The sequence below is a fragment of the Bacillus kalamii genome (genome assembly GCF_047238185.1).
Lineage (GTDB): Bacteria > Bacillota > Bacilli > Bacillales > DSM-1321 > Bacillus_AD.
Genome location: NZ_JBDFMI010000001.1, coordinates 1,275,565 through 1,293,102 on the forward strand (window position 1 = coordinate 1,275,565; position 17,538 = coordinate 1,293,102).

At 40.1% G+C, this 17,538-nt stretch carries 15 protein-coding genes and 1 riboswitch; of the genes, 12 read left to right on the forward strand and 3 right to left on the reverse strand.

Translation table 11 applies throughout. The annotated features are described in order from the left end of the window. The first annotated feature begins 217 nt into the window (after positions 1-217). The 8 genes from ABC357_RS06375 to ABC357_RS06410 all read left to right on the forward strand — a co-directional run bounded on the left by ABC357_RS06375 (position 218) and on the right by ABC357_RS06410 (position 8,803). Positions 218-934, forward strand: coding sequence for a response regulator transcription factor (locus ABC357_RS06375; protein ID WP_412886695.1), 717 nt, complete (start codon positions 218-220; stop codon positions 932-934). Then, positions 934-2,724, forward strand: a complete 1,791-nt coding sequence (locus ABC357_RS06380) for an ATP-binding protein (protein WP_412886696.1) — start codon at positions 934-936, stop codon at positions 2,722-2,724. The genes ABC357_RS06375 and ABC357_RS06380 overlap by 1 nt, the downstream gene beginning before the upstream one ends. 290 nt (positions 2,725-3,014) lie before the next feature. Further along, positions 3,015-4,253, forward strand: coding sequence for a GGDEF domain-containing protein (locus ABC357_RS06385; protein ID WP_412886697.1), 1,239 nt, complete (start codon positions 3,015-3,017; stop codon positions 4,251-4,253). 253 nt (positions 4,254-4,506) lie between these two features. Continuing rightward, positions 4,507-5,055: an RNA polymerase sigma factor SigX gene (gene sigX, locus ABC357_RS06390; RefSeq protein WP_412886698.1), complete on the forward strand. Its 549-nt coding sequence runs from the start codon at positions 4,507-4,509 to the stop codon at positions 5,053-5,055. Next, positions 5,033-6,229, forward strand: a complete 1,197-nt coding sequence (locus ABC357_RS06395) for a hypothetical protein (protein WP_412886699.1) — start codon at positions 5,033-5,035, stop codon at positions 6,227-6,229. The genes sigX and ABC357_RS06395 overlap by 23 nt, the downstream gene beginning before the upstream one ends. A gap of 259 nt (positions 6,230-6,488) precedes the next feature. Continuing rightward, positions 6,489-7,175 carry a peptidoglycan DD-metalloendopeptidase family protein gene (locus ABC357_RS06400; protein WP_412886700.1) on the forward strand — a complete coding sequence of 229 codons (687 nt, stop codon included), beginning with the start codon at positions 6,489-6,491 and terminating at the stop codon, positions 7,173-7,175. A gap of 687 nt (positions 7,176-7,862) precedes the next feature. Then, the gene (ltrA, locus tag ABC357_RS06405) at positions 7,863-8,591 is read left to right on the forward strand and encodes a group II intron reverse transcriptase/maturase (protein ID WP_412886701.1); all 729 of its coding nucleotides are present in this window, start codon (positions 7,863-7,865) and stop codon (positions 8,589-8,591) included. Beyond that, positions 8,576-8,803, forward strand: a complete 228-nt coding sequence (locus tag ABC357_RS06410; protein WP_412886702.1) for a hypothetical protein — start codon at positions 8,576-8,578, stop codon at positions 8,801-8,803. Before ltrA ends, ABC357_RS06410 begins: the two co-directional genes overlap by 16 nt. 420 nt (positions 8,804-9,223) lie before the next feature. On the opposite strand, the gene ABC357_RS06415 is transcribed toward ABC357_RS06410, so the two are convergent. Together ABC357_RS06415 and serA are read right to left on the reverse strand one after the other, a co-directional pair. Further along, positions 9,224-10,435: an IS256 family transposase gene (locus ABC357_RS06415; protein ID WP_412886703.1), complete on the reverse strand. Its 1,212-nt coding sequence runs from the start codon at positions 10,433-10,435 to the stop codon at positions 9,224-9,226. A gap of 160 nt (positions 10,436-10,595) precedes the next feature. Continuing rightward, positions 10,596-12,170, reverse strand: a complete 1,575-nt coding sequence (serA, locus tag ABC357_RS06420) for a phosphoglycerate dehydrogenase (RefSeq protein ID WP_412886704.1) — start codon at positions 12,168-12,170, stop codon at positions 10,596-10,598. Positions 12,171-12,580: 410 nt separating this feature from the next. Then, a riboswitch (FMN riboswitch) is annotated at positions 12,581-12,734 on the forward strand. 161 nt (positions 12,735-12,895) lie between these two features. Here serA and ABC357_RS06425 point away from each other — a divergent pair. Continuing rightward, positions 12,896-13,483: an ECF transporter S component gene (locus tag ABC357_RS06425; protein ID WP_412886705.1), complete on the forward strand. Its 588-nt coding sequence runs from the start codon at positions 12,896-12,898 to the stop codon at positions 13,481-13,483. Between the two features lie 370 nt (positions 13,484-13,853). On the opposite strand, the gene ABC357_RS06430 is transcribed toward ABC357_RS06425, so the two are convergent. Then, a complete protein-coding gene (locus tag ABC357_RS06430; protein ID WP_412886706.1) occupies positions 13,854-14,102 on the reverse strand; it encodes a ferredoxin in 249 nt (82 codons plus the stop codon). A 247-nt stretch (positions 14,103-14,349) separates the two neighbouring features. Between ABC357_RS06430 and ABC357_RS06435 the strand changes: the two genes are divergently transcribed. The 3 genes from ABC357_RS06435 to ABC357_RS06445 are packed head-to-tail and all read left to right on the forward strand — an operon-like array spanning position 14,350 to position 17,537. Next, positions 14,350-15,402: a YpbB family protein gene (locus ABC357_RS06435; RefSeq protein ID WP_412886707.1), complete on the forward strand. Its 1,053-nt coding sequence runs from the start codon at positions 14,350-14,352 to the stop codon at positions 15,400-15,402. A 1-nt stretch (position 15,403) separates the two neighbouring features. Beyond that, on the forward strand, positions 15,404-16,930 hold the full coding sequence (locus ABC357_RS06440; protein WP_412886708.1) for a RecQ family ATP-dependent DNA helicase: 1,527 nt from the start codon (positions 15,404-15,406) through the stop codon (positions 16,928-16,930). Then, on the forward strand, positions 16,920-17,537 hold the full coding sequence (locus tag ABC357_RS06445) for a CPBP family glutamic-type intramembrane protease (protein ID WP_412886709.1): 618 nt from the start codon (positions 16,920-16,922) through the stop codon (positions 17,535-17,537). Before ABC357_RS06440 ends, ABC357_RS06445 begins: the two co-directional genes overlap by 11 nt. Position 17,538: the final 1 nt, after the last annotated feature.

Below are 17,538 nucleotides of genomic sequence, written 5' to 3' on the forward strand. Positions count from 1 at the left end.
ATATTTATTTAAATTTATTACAATAGAATAGAGAGCTGTTATTGTAGTGAAAATAGGAATGGGACTCTATGAGAATGTATAAAGGTTATTTCTCTTTTATCACTTTTTATATATAATGAAAGAGTTGAAACCGTACACGATATCTGTTTTTACTGCATTTATGCATGATCTGTGAAATTCCATTATGAATTTATATGCAAACAGGGGAGGCAATTAGATGGACAGCGAAATAAAAATTTTAGTGGTGGATGATGAAGAACGCATCCGCAGACTATTAAAAATGTATTTAGAGAGAGAAGATTATGTGATCGACGAAGCTGAAGACGGAACGGAAGCCTTGGCTAAGGCAGTAGCGAATGATTATGATCTCATTCTGCTTGATATTATGATGCCGGGCAAGGATGGCATAGAAGTATGCCGTGAGCTTCGCGAAAAAAAATCGACTCCTGTCATAATGCTTACAGCGAAGGGTGAAGAAATTAACCGTGTCCAAGGTTTTGAAGTGGGGACTGATGATTATATCGTTAAGCCTTTCAGCCCTCGCGAGGTCGTGTTGCGCGTTAAGGCCTTGCTGAGACGCTCATCTAAAACAAGCTATATCCAGGCAGATACGACGACCAAGGACGTTATTGTGCTTCCTCATTTAACGATCGATAATGATGCGCACCGAGTAATGGCCGACCAGAAAGAAGTGTCGTTGACACCTAAGGAATATGAGCTATTATACTTCTTGGCAAAAGCCCCGGATAAAGTATTTGACCGAGAACAGCTTTTGAAAGAGGTGTGGCATTACGAATTTTTCGGAGATCTTCGTACGGTTGATACGCATGTGAAGCGTCTGAGAGAAAAACTGAACCGAGTGTCTGAAGAAGCGGCAAAAATGATTGTGACCGTTTGGGGAGTAGGATACAAATTTGAGGTCGTGAATGAATAATGATATTTCTAAGGAGCGTCGTAGGTAAGCTCTGGCTTACTATTCTGCTGTTAGTATCTTTTGTACTGCTCATTTTGACGGTGCTCCTTCTGGAGTTTTTTCAAAATTTTCAGGTTCATCAAGTGGAGGATGACTTGCTTGTAACGGCCAACCGCATTGTACAGATCCTTGATGATCACGAAGATCCGCGCTATACCTTAGAAATATCATCACAATTATTGGGGCGGTCAAAAAAGATCATGATCGTCGACAATAAAGACCATATCTATTTTTCTGACTCTACTGATAAGCAACTGCAGTTGTCATTACATACGATTAAAAATGATAAACAACTTTCGTCTGTTTTCAAGGGCGGAAAAACCGTAAAAAAAGAAATAGTGCTGAACAAATCAACGGATAAAGAAATGCCGGTCATGATCGTCGGGGTTCCTTTGGAATCTGGCGATAAACAAGAGGGTGTCGTGTTTGTATTCCAATCGCTTGACACGATGAGAGCCACCATACAATCTACGACGAAATTCATTATTCTTGCTGCAGGCGTAGCAATCATACTGACAACCATTTTCGCCTTCTTTTTATCGACGCGTATAACGGCTCCTCTCCGGAAAATGAGGGAGGCTGTTTTCGAAGTGGCTAAGGGTAAATTCGATACAAAAGTACCGAGCCCATCTAATGATGAAATCGGTGAATTGGCGCAGGCATTCAATAAAATGGGTAAGCAGTTGAAGTTCAATATGGATGCCCTCAGCCAGGAAAAGGAAAATCTGTCAAGTATTCTTAGTTCGATGGCGGATGGTGTTTTGACTATACATATAGACGGCACCATTTTGGCTACCAATCCGCCTGCTGATAGCTTTCTGTCCTATTGGGGAAAAAGTGAGTCCAAGTCTGTGCATTCAATCAATGAAGCGCCAGAGGAATTGAAGCTCTTGTTCCAGCAGACTGTCGAGCATGAAACAGAGCAAATTGGGGAAATCAAATTATCCGACCATTATTGGGTTATGATTGTCAGCCCGTTGTATAACAATAGGAATATCCGTGGCGCAGTTGCTGTTCTTCGGGATATGACTGAAGACAGAAAGCTGAATAAAATGAGAAATGATTTCATCGCCAACGTATCTCATGAATTGAGAACACCGATTTCGATGCTTCAAGGGTACAGTGAAGCAATCATTGATGATATTGCCCAGACAGATGATGAAAAGAAAGAGATGGCAAGGGTAATTTATGATGAATCATTGCGGATGGGCCGTCTTGTGAATGATTTATTGGATCTTGCCCGTATGGAAGCCGGTTATATCAATCTGAATTATGAAGAAGTGGAACTTGAAGATTATTTGAACCGGATTGCATCCAAATTTTTTGGCTTGGCTAAAGAAAAAGGGATAACTGTTGCAACGGAGCTGCACGATTCTAATTATGTGTGGGTAATGGATCCTGACCGTATTGAACAGGTCCTTACCAATCTGATTGATAATGCAATCCGCCATACACCGCAATCCGGCAAGGTCACGGTTGAGCAGGATATTGTCAACGACCGATTAATGATTCAGGTAAAAGACACCGGTTCAGGAATTCCTGATGAGGATTTGCCGTTTGTGTTTGAACGTTTCTATAAAGCGGATAAAGCAAGAACAAGGGGACGTTCCGGTACAGGGCTAGGCTTAGCAATCGCCCAAAATATTATCAAAGCACATGACGGGGACATAACTGTCGAAAGCAAGCAAGGCGAGGGTACGACATTTACATTTATTATTCCGCAAAGTATGATCGTTTTAGATAAAGACTGAAAGATTTTGCCGAATAATATTGTTACATGGGGAACTTCGTAATAAGGCAAATAAATAGAGATAGGTCGCCATAGACCTCTTTCATGGAACCAGCATGGAGTCAGAAGAGATCGAGATAACATTTTCTCGATCTCTTCTTTTTTGTGTGAATGTACATAACAAAGCCCAATATTCGTACTATTCAACAATATTTTTAACAGAATTAAGAACATTTCAAATGTAGAGTTTATTATTGATGTATATACTGTATAGTTAAATTGACCTATATCAGACTAGCCGGGAGATGTTCTATGAAAAAACTTAAGATGATGCTAAAAGTTAGGATACTCCGTTATTATAGAACTCTGCTCACTTTATTGTTTGCGGAGGGGCATTTAAAAGAAGATGAAAAAAAGTTGATACAGATAAATATTCAAAATTCCAACTTTGAGAGAAGTCTTCCACTTTTCTTTCTTTTTTTCACTGTACAAATAATCAATATAGTGGATGCACTCGGTATGGCCGCAAAAGGAGAAAATGGCTATTTTTGTCTTGTGCTTGTATTTAGCATTTCCTTTATTAGTGTCCTTTGTTTATGGTTTGCTGGATTGATTTATGTAGTAATCACTGAAAAGAAGGGGATGAACGTAAAAAGAATTCTTTCATCCGTCTTTTGGGGGGCTTCCTTTTTATTTGTTCTTTGTTTTTCAATCAGAGAATTGATGTATTCAGGAGGACTGTTGAACTTTACTACGCTTGTGTTCATATATGCTTTTATTCCCTTGTTATCAAGGACATGTGTTCTTTTGGTTGCCGGTGTAAGCACGATTGTGATGGTCAGTTCCATCATTATGTTAAAATTGCCTGACATGTTGCTATATCAGGTAATAACCTCGAATATTGCGTTTATTATCGTATCCATCATCAAGAGAGCGCAATACATATCTTCTGTTTTATTAGTTGCCAAATTAGAAGCGACTAACCAGGAGCTGAAATCTTTGAATGAAAAATTGGAGCTGTTAAGTGAGTCTGACCCTCTAACCAAATTGCTGAACAGGAGGGGAGCGAGGCATCGGATCGATCAACTATGGGAACAATTTGCCTGCCAGGGAAAACAAATTGGCTTAATTGTATTAGATATTGATTTTTTCAAACATTACAATGATCGGTTCGGGCATGCCCAAGGAGACAATTGCTTAGTTGCTGTAGCTCAATGCCTGCAGGCAGTCACCGAAGAAGGTGATATTGTCGGCAGATATGGAGGGGAAGAGTTCTGTTTAGTCATGCAGGCCGACTTTATTGAACAAGTGTTGAAGAAAGCTATATCCCTTCAAATTGAATTGAAGAAAATGAACCTGGAAGCCGGAACAGATAAGGTGTCAAAGAAGGTTACGGTTAGCCAGGGCCTAGGGTTGATTCAGCCTACTACTAGCAACACGTTCGAATCCTTATTCGAACAGGGTGATGAAAATCTCTATAAAGCTAAATCCTTAGGCCGTAATTGCATTGTCTATGATGGGCAAGTATATACAAGTGATATTTCTTTGTGACTGAATATGTAAAAGAGGCGCTCCGGAATAAATCCGGGGCGTTTGTTCTAGAAAAAGGGAGGGGTTATCGGCTGATTAATTATGGTAAACTGTTAACTGAATAGGTTAGTATTGTAACGTGAAGAGTATTTTAATGGGAAAAATGATTATTTTACATCTCTCACAGAGGAAAGCAAGAGAATTCATTATTTGTCGTAAGTGTAACTTTTTTCATTTGAAATACGACAAAGTAGTGACGGAGGAGGAAGAAGACATGGACTCCGTTTTTCAGGATTTATATGAAAAATATCACCAGGAACTGTTCCAGTTCTTATTCTATATGGTAAAAGACAGGCATACAGCAGAAGACCTTATGCAAGAGGTATATATTAAGGTTCTGCAGTCTTATCATCGATTTGAAAAAAAGAGCAGCGAAAAGACATGGCTTTATTCGATTGCCAGGAATACAGCCATCGATTATTTCAGAAAACAAAAAAGCTGGAAACAGCGATTGCTGGAAAATTTCGATTGGAGCAGAGACAGCATCGCTGATGATCAGCCATTGCCCGAAGAATTGGCAGAGGCTAATGAAGATACACAGCTGATCTATTCCTGTTTAGGCCATTGTACAAATGATCAACGGCTCGTTATTGTTCTGCGCTATATTCAGGGGCTATCCATCGCTGAAAGTGCGGAAGCGCTCGGGTGGACTGCTGCCAAGGTTAAAACAACGCAGCATAGAGCGCTTAAAATGCTGAAAAAGGTGATGGAGCAAGAACGGAGAAAGGAGGTAGAAGAGGATGGGAAATCAACAATGGAGTGAGTCTGATATTGAAGACAGCTTGGCCAATATGCCAAAAATCAGCGATAAGCGCGATCCTGAATGGATCTATGCAAAAGTGAAGCGTGTTAGCATTAAAAAAAAGAAACGCCGGAAATGGATTCCGGTTACCATTTCTTCAATGACCTTCATTTGCATCGCCACTCTTGCAACTGTTTCGTTCATACAAAATTCTCCTTCTGAATCGAAAATGGAAAACAGCTCGGGAAAACAATTGGCAACAGAACAAAGAACAGATCGTCCGGCGACGAAAAAAAGGGAAGCCGCCCAAACTGAACAGTCAACCTCCAATCAATCTAATCCTCCTATTAACGAAAAGGTTGAAAAAAAGCCCGCAGACCCCGGAAATAAAGTAGCGATCGCAGGGGAAAACGATGTGTCTAAGGACAAAGACATATCTGGTTCAAGTAGGGAGGGATATGTGACGATTGCATTCCCATTAAAAGAACAAGGTCTGGTTGTTCCGATTACAGTTCCGGTTGAAGAAAATACGATTGAGGCCAAATTGAAGGCTTTTTTGAATAAGCCAACAGAAGGAGAGTGGAGTTCTTTCGGTTTGAATAACGAAGGCATTTCTATCTCTTCATTGTCTTATGTGCCTTCTGAGCAGGCAGTAGAATGGCAACAGGAAAAAACGGATAATGAAAATCTTGAACAGCAGCAATTATGGAAGGATTCATTGGTTGAAACACTCAGGTATTTGGGCATACCAAAATTGATTATTAATCAAGAGGATGGACGCCAGGGCGAAACGATTCCGGTTGATCCGCATCCCAAAAGGGCAATCATGGTCTATGATAAAGGAATGACGTCATCTTCTTTATTTGTACCGACCAGTGAAAGTTATCCTGATTTGAAAAGCGCGGTTGAAACAATGAAAATAAGCAGCTCTGTTGATGGTATTTCTCCTAGTATCCCAGAAGATGCCCAACTTCGAATCAGCGAGGAAGGGAAAACAGCTGTCGTCACATATTTGAACGATTATCAATTTCAAAATGATGAGCAGGGAATGACAGCAGTAGATGCCATTTTGATGGCCGCACATGAATTTGGATTCGATTTTGTGCAATTCCGCAATAGTACGGTGGATCAAATGGGAGAGTACCGTTTAAACGAAAAAATAGAAGTTCCCGATTCCCCAAATGTAATCAATTAAATCAGCTGCCCTTATTTCAATAAATGAATCTTTTTTTGCCATGCATCCTCTCCTTTTGGAGAGGATGAAACGCTTTTCACAAGAAAATTAGCCTAAAAGGCAGAACGGTCTTTTTGTATATTTTTACTGATATTGAGAACGATAGTAAACATGGTTAATCAGTTGCAAAGTTTTCCAATTGGTGAATGAGCAGTTCTATTTCATTTCCCGCGTGCATACGATAGGGAGGAATGATTTCGGTAGGAGGCACACGTATTTTATGCTTGATTATGGAAAAAGATTGTTGATTGTTTTGATCGTTGCCGCTTTTATCGGCATGTTGTTTATTGGAGGCACAGCCAGCAGAGCGGCGGGAATCGACATGCCAAAAGATTGGATTTGGCCTGCCAATGGTGAAATCAGTGACCATTTTGGTTCCAGGGACGGGGCACATAAAGGAGTGGACATAGCCGGTGAATATCTTTCACCGGTCGTGGCTGCAGAGGCAGGCATTGTATCGAAATCCTATAGTTCGGATACTTATGGACAGGTCATTTTTATTCGGCATACAGGAGAAGCTTATGAAACGGTTTATGCCCATCTCCAAAATCGATTAGTCGGAGAAGGGCAGAAGATTAAGAAGGGGCAATTGATTGGGAAAATGGGCAATACTGGTGATTCGGATGGAGTGCATTTGCATTTTGAACTCCATAAAAAACAATGGACCTTTGATAAGAAAAATGCGGTGGATCCTTTGCTCGTATTGGATACAGGACAGTTGGAAGACCAAACAATCGCTGTCATGAAACAACAAGAAGAAACAAGCCCGAAAACATATATTGTCCGTGAAGGTGATACACTTGGATCTATAAGCAGGAAATTCAGTACATCTGTGGACAAACTTGTTTCTTTAAATCGATTAAAATCGGATTTAATCCATGCCAATCAAGTGCTTCTTTTGAGATAAGCCCTATAATTAGATTCATTTAATAAAAAAATGGACCAATATTGTTTATTGAAAGATAAGAAAATAAATGTAGAGACTTATATTAAAGGAAAGACGGTTTTAACAGGGGGAAAAGTTGGGTGCCTAATTCAGCTACCAGATGCAATAACTCGAAAGGAAGGCTGCTTAATGGGCAGTCTTTTTTTGTGTGTGCCAGGCACGGCAATTATCTAGGTTGGTGAAAGTCCACTGTGGGGGTACACATCGACCAACCACTAAGGAAGCGCAAGGTACTTATTGTGAAGTAAGGGCTGGAGGAAGCGTGGAATAAAATCTTGGCTCGACGAACAGAAATCTGATACAAAGGCTTTATAAAGGGATAAGACTACACGACAAGTTAAAGTCCAAAAGATGTGCGCAACTTTATAAAGTAAATCAGGCGAGTAAAAGAGGAAAGATAGTTGTCTTACCCTGGGAGGTCTTGCAGATGTACACCCGTACAGTCGAAAAAGGGTAGTCGCAAGAAGTCGGCAGAAGCCATAGTAGTGAAAAAAATCACGAAGGGCTGAACAATTTATAGTGTTTCAACGCCACGAATGCGTAAGTGAATTACTCCGAATGTGTTAATGGGGAAAGTATGAGCGTATCTCAAATGATAACCAAAAAGGAAGCTATCACTTACTACGTGAGAGGAAAGGAGAAACGAGTGTGGAACTTTTAGAGCGAATTTTAAGCGATCGAAATATGAATGAAGCCTACTTGCGTGTTTATAAGAATAAAGGTGCAAGTGGGGTCGATGGAATAACTGTCGATGAATTAAAACAATATCTGAAAGAGAATAAGGATGAGTTGCGTCAGCGCATCCGAACAAGGAAATACCAACCACAAGCTGCCTTACGAGTGGAAATCTCAAAAGAAAATGGTAAGATGCGCAAGTTGGGAATACCAACAGTAGTGGATCGGGTTGTTCAACAAGCTATTCATCAAGTTCTCAGTCCGATATTTGAAGAGAAGTCCAGTGAATTCAGTTACGGTTTTAGACCCAAACGAAGTTGTGAAATGGCTATTATGAAGAGCTTGGAATTTCTGAATGATGGATACGATTGGGTAGTAGATGTCGACCTTGAAAGATTCTTTGATACAGTTCATCACGATAAACTAATGCGAATCATATCTAATACCATAAAAGATGGAGACATGATTTCTTTAATTAGAAAATTCTTAGTTAGTGGAGTGATGGTGAACGGAAAATATGAAGCTACTCCAATTGGAACTCCACAAGGGGGTAATCTCAGTCCGCTACTAAGTAATATTATGCTAAATGAATTGGATAAAGAATTAGAAGGTAGAGAACTTCCATTCGTGAGATACGCTGATGACGCTCTTATCTTTGTCAGGAGTGAAAAAGCCGCAAACAGAGGATGGCATCAATCGTAAGACAGGCTTATTATACGTTTGGCTTTGCTGAAGGTGGCAAGATCGTTTCTGGAAAACCACTGCCATACGCTTTTTATGTATTTACCGATGGTACTTATGTATTTAGTTATGAAGATAAAGATAACATTTTATCACAAAAAACGTGGGTTACAATCAAAAAACACAAAGACTTGTTCAATGAGATGAAAAAACAATTAAAAGTGGATTTTTAAGAAAAACCTAATAAACAAAAACAGATGTTATTGGTTTGTAAAGAAAGGTGCTTAAAATAAATGGTATGTTCGTTCATCAAGAAAATCATTAACAAAGCCAAGTTGCATTGTAGCAATAAAGGTCGCGAAAGTTTATAGGAAGCAATAAAAGCCTCAATACGTCCATTGACAGGTAAAAAAAAGTAGAAATATACACAGAAAATAGGCGTATCAACACTTTGGCTGATACGCCGGGAGTATAAATAATTTTGTGTAATTAGTTTTAAGCTAAATCCTCTAGAAAGGCTTTACATGGAGTGGCGGGCATGATAGGCTTGGCTGCCGAGCGATACCGCATTCACCAGAAGGTATCGCTTTCATCGCTTCCATCATGCCCGTAGAGGCTCCATGTCAAGCCGGCTCCTATTTATGGTATCGATGTTACAAATACGCTTCAAGCCTTTCCCCATACAGAATGACAAGCTGTGATATACATTCTGTCCAACCCCTGACTGGCATAGACCATTTCTTTGATATTTCCATGGTGGCTAAATAAATGATTTTACGCAGGGCATCATCTGTTGGATAGGCGGTCTTTGTTTTGGTCACCTTCCGTAATTGGCGATGGTATCCTTCAATTGTATTGGTCGTATAGATGAGCCTTCTTATTTCAGCTGGATAACTGAAATAAGCCGTCAATTCAAGCCAATTCGCTTCCCATGATTTAATGATAATCGGGTGTTTCTTGCCCCATTTTTCCTTAAATTTGGAGAAAGCCAGTTCAGCTTCCTCAAGTGTCAGTGCCTGATAGACTTTCTTCAAATCAGCCATGACAGCCTTCTGTTCCTTGTAGGAAACAAACTTCATGGAATTACGGATTTGATGGATCACACATAGTTGGATCGTCGTCCTTGGAAAGACGCTTTCAATGGCGTCCGAAAAGCCAGAAAGCCCGTCCTTACAGGCAATTAAGAGATCTTGGACTCCACGGTTTTTAAGGTCATTACAAACGCTAAGCCAAAAGCTCGCACTCTCATTTTCTCCAATCCAGATGCCGAGGATTTCCTTGTGTCCAGAGACGTTAATACCCAAAACACTGTATGCAGCCTTATTGATGACCTTGTTTTCCTGTCTCACTTTAAAGTGGATGGCATCCAAAAAGACAATGGGATAGACGGGATCCAAGGGGCGTGTCTGCCATTCGATAATCAGAGGCATCAGCTTATCGGTAATCTTACTGACCATGGTTGGTGATACATCTATTCCATACAAATCTTGCATATGATCTTCAATATCCCGTGTGGACATGCCTTTTGCGTAAAGGCCAATAATTTGATCCTCCAACCCGTTGGCTGTCGTTTCATATTTTTTGATGATGGCAGGCGCGAATTCTCCTTTGCGGTCACGAGGGACTTGGAGCTCTGCCTTTCCATATTTGGTTTTCACCGTTTTCGAACTATAACCGTTGCGGCTGTTCCCTGAATGATCGCCTAGATTATCATGTTTTTGATAGCCAAGATGGGTATCGATTTCTGCTTCAAATACTTGTTGGATCGTATCTTTGAATAAATGTTTCAACTTTTCCTGAATGTCTTCCACTGTACGGCAATCCTTTGCCAATTCTTCTGCCAACCAGTTTCTTTCGTTTTGCATAAAAGATCATCTCCTTATTGGTAAGTATGACCAATTACACAAAACTTTTTACATTCTCGATACGCCTTAAGATTATTACATGATTAAACAACCTATGCCGTCATGCGGTGATACAAACATTTTTAAAACCATATAAACCGCAGTCTTTTTTGTTTGATTATTAAATGGAGATTCGGTGCATGGAACTAATATCATCCATTTCAAGCATTTTCGTGAAGATATCATCTTTCAAAGGTTTATCAAAAGAGAGAACCATAATAGCTTCTCCTCCTGCTTGTTTACGGCCAACCTGCATGGTGGCAATGTTAATGTTATTATCGCCAAGCACCTTACCTACACGGCCTACTACACCTGGACGGTCTGTATGCTGGATGTAGAGAAGCTGCCCTTCCGGAACAAAATCAATGCTGAACCCATTCAAGCTGACGATGCGTGGACCGTAGTGGTCGATATAAGTTCCTTTGATTTCAAGCTGCGTTTTTTCTCCTTTGACACTCACTGAAATGATATTACTGTAACCGGAGGTATTCTGGGAAATTTTTTCTCCGACAGTAATACTGCGTTCCTTGGCAACCAGCATAGCATTGACTTCATTCACCGAATGGTCGATGCGCTCATTAAGGAAACCGGATAAGAGACTTTTGGTCAACAAGCTTGTATCGAATTCCAGCACATTCCCTGCATATGTAACAGAGATTTCGTTTACGCCTTCCTTGACCGCCTGTGAGGAAATGCTCCCCAACTGTTTTGCCAGGCTATAGAAAGGCTGTATTTTCTCGAATACTTCCTTGCTGATCGCCGGCAAGTTGATGGAATTGGAAACTGGGTTTCCTTGAAGGTAGGTCAGAACTTCCTGGGCGACCTGCGTAGCAACGTTTAATTGGGCTTCTTTCGTTGAAGCGCCCAAATGTGGTGTTGCAATAACTGAATCGAGTTCCAGGAGTTTATTGTTGACAGCGGGTTCCTCGACAAAGACATCCAATGCCGCTCCTGCGACTTGGCCTTGAACAATGCATTCGTATAAATCGTCTTCATTGATAATACCGCCGCGTGCACAGTTTAATACATACAATCCTTTTTGTGCTTTCATGAGTAAGTCTTTATTGATCAAGCCTTTCGTTTCCGCAGTTAAAGGAGTGTGGACGGTAATGATATTCGCTTTGGCGACCAGGTCTTCTAAAGAAAGCTGGATGATATTCATTTGTTTGGCTCTTTCCGCAGTTAAAAATGGATCGTATACAACCACGTTCATACCAAACGCTTTCGCTCTTTTTGTTATTTCACCGCCAATTCTTCCCATGCCGATGATTCCAAGTGTCTTTCCGTTCAATTCGGTTCCAACAAAGGAAGAACGTTTCCATTCCCCTCTTTTGATGGATGAATACGCTTGGGGAATATGCCTCATCAGGGAAGCCATCATAGCAAAGGTATGTTCAGCGGTGGAAATGGTATTGCCATCTGGTGCATTCACAACCACGATCCCTTTCATAGTGGCGGCAGGAATGTCCACATTATCCACGCCGACGCCTGCACGGGCAATAATTTTTAAATTTGGCATGGCTTGTATGAGTTCCTCAGTCACTTTTGTAGCACTTCTGACGAGAATTGCATCCATTTCATGCAGTTGATCAGCTGCTTCTTCAACCGTTTGCTGAATTAATTCAATCTCGGAAGAATGAAGAAGAGGGGTCAGTCCTTCAGGTTTTATTGCATCAGCCACCAATATTTTATACACCGCTAAACACCATCCTAAATAGTTTTAAAATTTTAATAATTAGGTTAATTCTACAGGCGAAAAAAGCAACTGTCAATTTAGCGAGGACAATGAAAGCGCTTAATTAAAGATATTTTTCAAAAATATTTTTAAGGTGAAAGCGTAATTATAAATAATGAAAACACTTACAATATACTGAAAAAATCTTAAGAATATATTTATCAGATATACCTAACATAATAATCTGATAAGTTTAATTTCTTGTTTTTTAATAGAGAGTACGATAAAATTTAATCAACCATTAAGAACAGAAAGAAATATCTCTATTTGGAAAGACAGAGAAGAAAAATGGAAAAACCTTTTTCTATTTCTTGAATAGTCTAGATAGTGGTTTTCACGTTTTGCCTTAAGGTTAAAAATACAATTAAATGATCTACTTTCGGGGCAGGGTGAAATTCCCGACCGGCGGTGAAGAATGGATTATTCTTATTCTAAGCCCGCGAACTTTGAACTTGTTTTTTGGTTCTTGGTTGATTTGGTGAAATTCCAAAGCCGACAGTATAGTCTGGATGGGAGAAGGTGGAGGTTCGGGCGTTTTACTTTTTTTGTTTTTTGAGAAAAAAGGAACGTTTATTTGACCTTGGAATTTTTCTCCCTTTAGCTCTATTCGCTAAAGGGTTTTTTAATGCCATCGTCAGAGCCTATCCTCTTTTCGTGAATAGATCAGAAAAGAAGGAGATAGTAAAATGAAAGACAAGAATTTGAAGAAGTTTGTTGCAATTGCCATGTTTAGCAGTATCGCTTATATTCTTATGCTGCTGAATTTCCCGATGCCGGGATTCCCGCCTTTTTTGAATATCGATTTCAGTGACATTCCAGCGCTGCTTGCGGCTGTTATTTTTGGCCCATTGGCAGGAATCGTCGTGGAACTCATTAAAAACATTTTGGATTATGCAATGACTGGCAGTGAAACAGGCATACCTATCGGCCATATGGCTAATTTTATCGCAGGAGTAGCATTTGTGCTTCCTTCATATTATATTTATAATAAATTTACCAATAAAAAAGGATTGGTCGTCGGCCTTTCAGTCGCAACCATTTTTATGGCTGTACTAATGGCGATGCTGAATTATTTCGTTATCCTGCCGGCATACACTGTGTTCGCCCATTGGGACGTGATGTCTTCAGCAGAGACAAGATCATTGGTAACAACCGCCATCCTTCCATTCAATATTATAAAAGGCATCTTAATGACATGCATAACGCTGTTGCTGTTCGGTAAACTTCAATCATGGCTCGCCAAAATATCGCCGATGTATCAGCTCCATAAATAAGGAAAATAAAAAAACGAACCAAATGATTGATATGGTTCGTTTTTTTATTTTGGGCGTAAAAGACAACCTTTTAAAACCGTAAGCAAGTCGGGTCTAACAGCCGCTTTCCGCTTTTCTATTTGTCCAGCTGCAAGCGCGGCAGTCCCTCGAGGTCTTAAGCCAAACCCCATCAAAGGCAAAAGCTGCCTGTGAGTGGTGTTCGTCTTAAGCTTGTCGGGACTAACAACCGCTTTCCGCTTTTCTATTTGTCCAGCTGCAAGCGGCAGTCCCTCGAGGTCTTAAGCCAAACCCCATCAAAGGCAAAAGCGGCCTTTGAGTGGTGTTCGTCTTAAGCTTGTCGGGACTAACAGCCGCTTTCCGCTTTTCTATTTCATTCGTATTTGAATGGGTCTCCGTCGAATGGCTGATCTGCTATTTTGATCGATTCTGTCGGGCATCCTTCAAAGGCATCCATCATGTCTTCTTCCAGTACTTCTGGGATGATTTCTGTTCCTTGATTATCGTCCAGGATGTTGAAAGCAATCCCTTCGTCATCATAATCGTATATATCCGGCGCTGCAGCACCGCATGCGCCACAAGCGATACAAGTATCTTTATCAACAATGGTATACTTAGCCATGATCTTACCTCCTAATCTATGTACATTCATCGTACTGATATAATAATTTAGTCACGTTTACTATTGTATATGTGAGGTTGTAACTTTTCAATAGTATTTGCTTGGTTTAAAGGGAATCATACTGGTATTGACTAGAAATTGACCCTAAATTTTCATGGAATGTCCAAAAAATGTTTTTCAGCAAATTACGCTAAATTCTGATAAGATAAAAGTAGTAAGACGACAAAGTACGGGGTTGTGAGAAAGCATGATTCATTCATATCTAGAAGCCATTATCATGGATTGCCTTTTGCGTATAGGAGGGGAACGGACCGTATATTCTGTTTATCATATCCTTTATGGAAAAAAGTCATCACAGACAATTCAAGATAGTCGCTTTTTTTATATAGAAAAATATTTCAGGACTCTCCCTTCCCTTGAACGGGGACATTTCCAGCAATGCATCGATAAGCTGAATGAGAATGGATTCATTCATGTTTTGAATGAAAAGGGGAATTATAGGATTGAGGAAAAAGGAAGGGAAATAATGCGGCATTATGTTGAAAAAAATCCTTTTCCGTCCTACATGAATGGATTTGCCTTTCATATGGTGGCGATGCCTTTTTGGAGAAGGTTGTCTTTTCTTTTTCAAGTTGTGTCGAATGGAGTCCATAAAAATTCATCTTATTATTGTATCGAGCATGATGAATTTATTCAAAAATGGGTTAAAAAAATAGTATTCAAATATAACGATATGCAAGAACTAGCAAACGCTCTTCATCAAGAACTTCAACGCATCCTATCCACACGCCCTGATGATGCCGCGAGCATTTTTGTATTGAAACTGACCGGTTTCCATCGAGCAGGATATAACAATCGCCAAATCGGCAATCGCTTCGGGGTAGACGAGTATTATGTACATTTCATGTTTTTAGACACCCTACACCTGATCCTGCAGCATTCAACAGAGGAGCATACTGTCCTAACCGAAATTTCGGAAGATCTATTTAAAAACAGGCAGTCACCTATTACACAGAGCAGTTTGTCTACTCTGTCCTTTTTAAAAAAAGGATATTCGATCAGTGAGATAGCAGTAGTAAGGCAATTGAAGGAAAGCACGATTGAAGACCATATTGTTGAATTGGCCCTTCATACTTCCGAGGTACAATTAACCAGATTTGTAGACGAATCACTCGCAGATGAGATCAGATTGATTGCCGAAGAAAGCCAAACAAAGCAATTGAAAAATATTAAAGGCCGATTGTCTAAAGAAGCTACTTATTTTCAAATCCGGCTTGTTCTGGCGGAAAGGAGGGGATAATATGCACATAAAAAAGGCTTTGAAGACTTATTTTGGATATGATTCGTTTCGTCCGGGCCAGGAGGAGACGGTGAGATCCATCATTGAAGGCCGTCATACAATAGCCACTTTGGCAACTGGAACAGGAAAGTCATTATGTTACCAGCTGCCTACTTATATGTCAGGAAAAACGACATTGATTGTATCTCCTTTGCTTTCCCTTATGCAGGATCAAGTAGATCAATTAAAAATGAAGGGCGAGAAAAGGGCAATTGCATTAACTTCCTTTTTAAAATATCGGGAAAAAGCCGATATATTAAAAAGTATAGGAGATTACCGATTTATTTTCCTCTCCCCGGAGATGTTAAGCATTCCTTCTGTCGTTAAGTCTTTAGCTACTTTGGATATCGGTTTGTTCACAGTTGATGAAGCGCACTGTATCTCCCAATGGGGTTATGATTTCCGTCCGGATTATTTGAGGCTGGGTGAAGTGAGAGAGCAGCTTGGAAATCCGCTGACGCTTGCCCTTACGGCAACAGCCACTGAAGAAGTCCGCCAAGATATTCGGCATTATCTGAATCTGGCCCAGGCTGAAGAAGTGGTCAGCTCTATTGATCGTGAAAATATTGGTTTATTTGTAGAACAGTGTTCTTCCCATAAAGAAAAAGAAGAAAGGCTCTTTCATTTGGCCCAATCTCTTAAAAAGCCTGGGATTATCTATTTTTCTTCAAAAAAACAAGCGGAAAGCATGGCTTTGTTTCTGGAGGAAAAAGGAATCGGAGGCGTCGGGTACTATCATGCAGGAATGGAACAGGAACAGCGCATATTGATTCAGCAGCAGTTTCTGCAGAATCAGCTTCAGGTTATTTGTGCGACAAATGCTTTTGGAATGGGTATCAATAAAGATAATGTCCGTTTTGTTATTCACTACCATATGCCATCCAGTATGGAAGCTTATCTGCAGGAAATTGGTAGGGCTGGGAGGGATGGAAAGAAAAGTGTTGCCATTCTTTTGTATTGTCCTGGAGATGAATCGCTGCCTCTGTTTTTAATAGACAGCGAGCGCCCTTCGGATATGCAGCTTGATGCCTTCTTTGCTTTTATGGATGGAAAGTATGGAGAAAACATAGCTTTTCTAACGAGCGAGCAGCTTAAAGAAGGTTTCTCCCATGTTCAATTCACGGAGGTGCAGGAAAGGATTGTCATGCACTATCTAACTAATAGAACAATGCCGTTTAAGGCTGCAATCGATAAGCTCAAATCAGTAATGGAGGCTGTTTCTGAAAAAAAGAAGTGGAAATGGACGTCTTACTATCATTGGTTGATGGATACAACATCCTGTTATAGAGAGGGCATTAAGGAATACTTTCAGGAAGAGAAGAGCAACCAGAAACCGTTTCCCTGTTGTACGAATTGCAATGCTGATATTTCTTTCTATTATTCACTTGAAAAAGAGGAAGGGAGAGGCAGGTTAGAAGGGCTTGAAATGGATTGGAAAAAAGAGCTTGCCTATTTCTTGAAGGCAGAGAGGGAAAGCTATGAACAATAAGCAGGCTCAACTCATAAAAGATGTACCGGATAGAGTACTGATAATGAATGTCTGGTTAACACAAGGAATTGTCCTGTTGATTGCAGTGGTATTAACTTTTTTTTTGTTTGATAAAATAAGAGATTTTCAAAGCCTTTTTCAATGGATGGATCCAAACATTCTGTTTATCGGCTTTTTGGTGGGCTTGGTGGTTGTGTTCATCGATTTGTTAATGATGAGGGTCTTACCGCCAAGTTATTATGATGATGGCGGCATTAATGAACGAATATTCAGCTGCCTTTCCTATGTACATATCTTTTTTTTGACAGCCGCGGTGTCTATATGCGAGGAGCTATTGTTCAGGGGAGCTATTCAAACATATACAACAATCTGGATAGCGAGCGCTATTTTTGCATTAGTGCATTATCGATATCTATTTCATCCTTACTTATTTATAAATGTGGTGCTGTTAAGCTTCCTATTTGGTTGGATCTACGAATATACAGGCAATTTGCTTGTGACGATATCAATGCATTTTACAATCGATTTTCTTCTGGGTTTATACATAAAATGGATGTCAACCAAACAAAAGCAAGACACACAGAATGATTATTCGGAAAGTGAGTGAT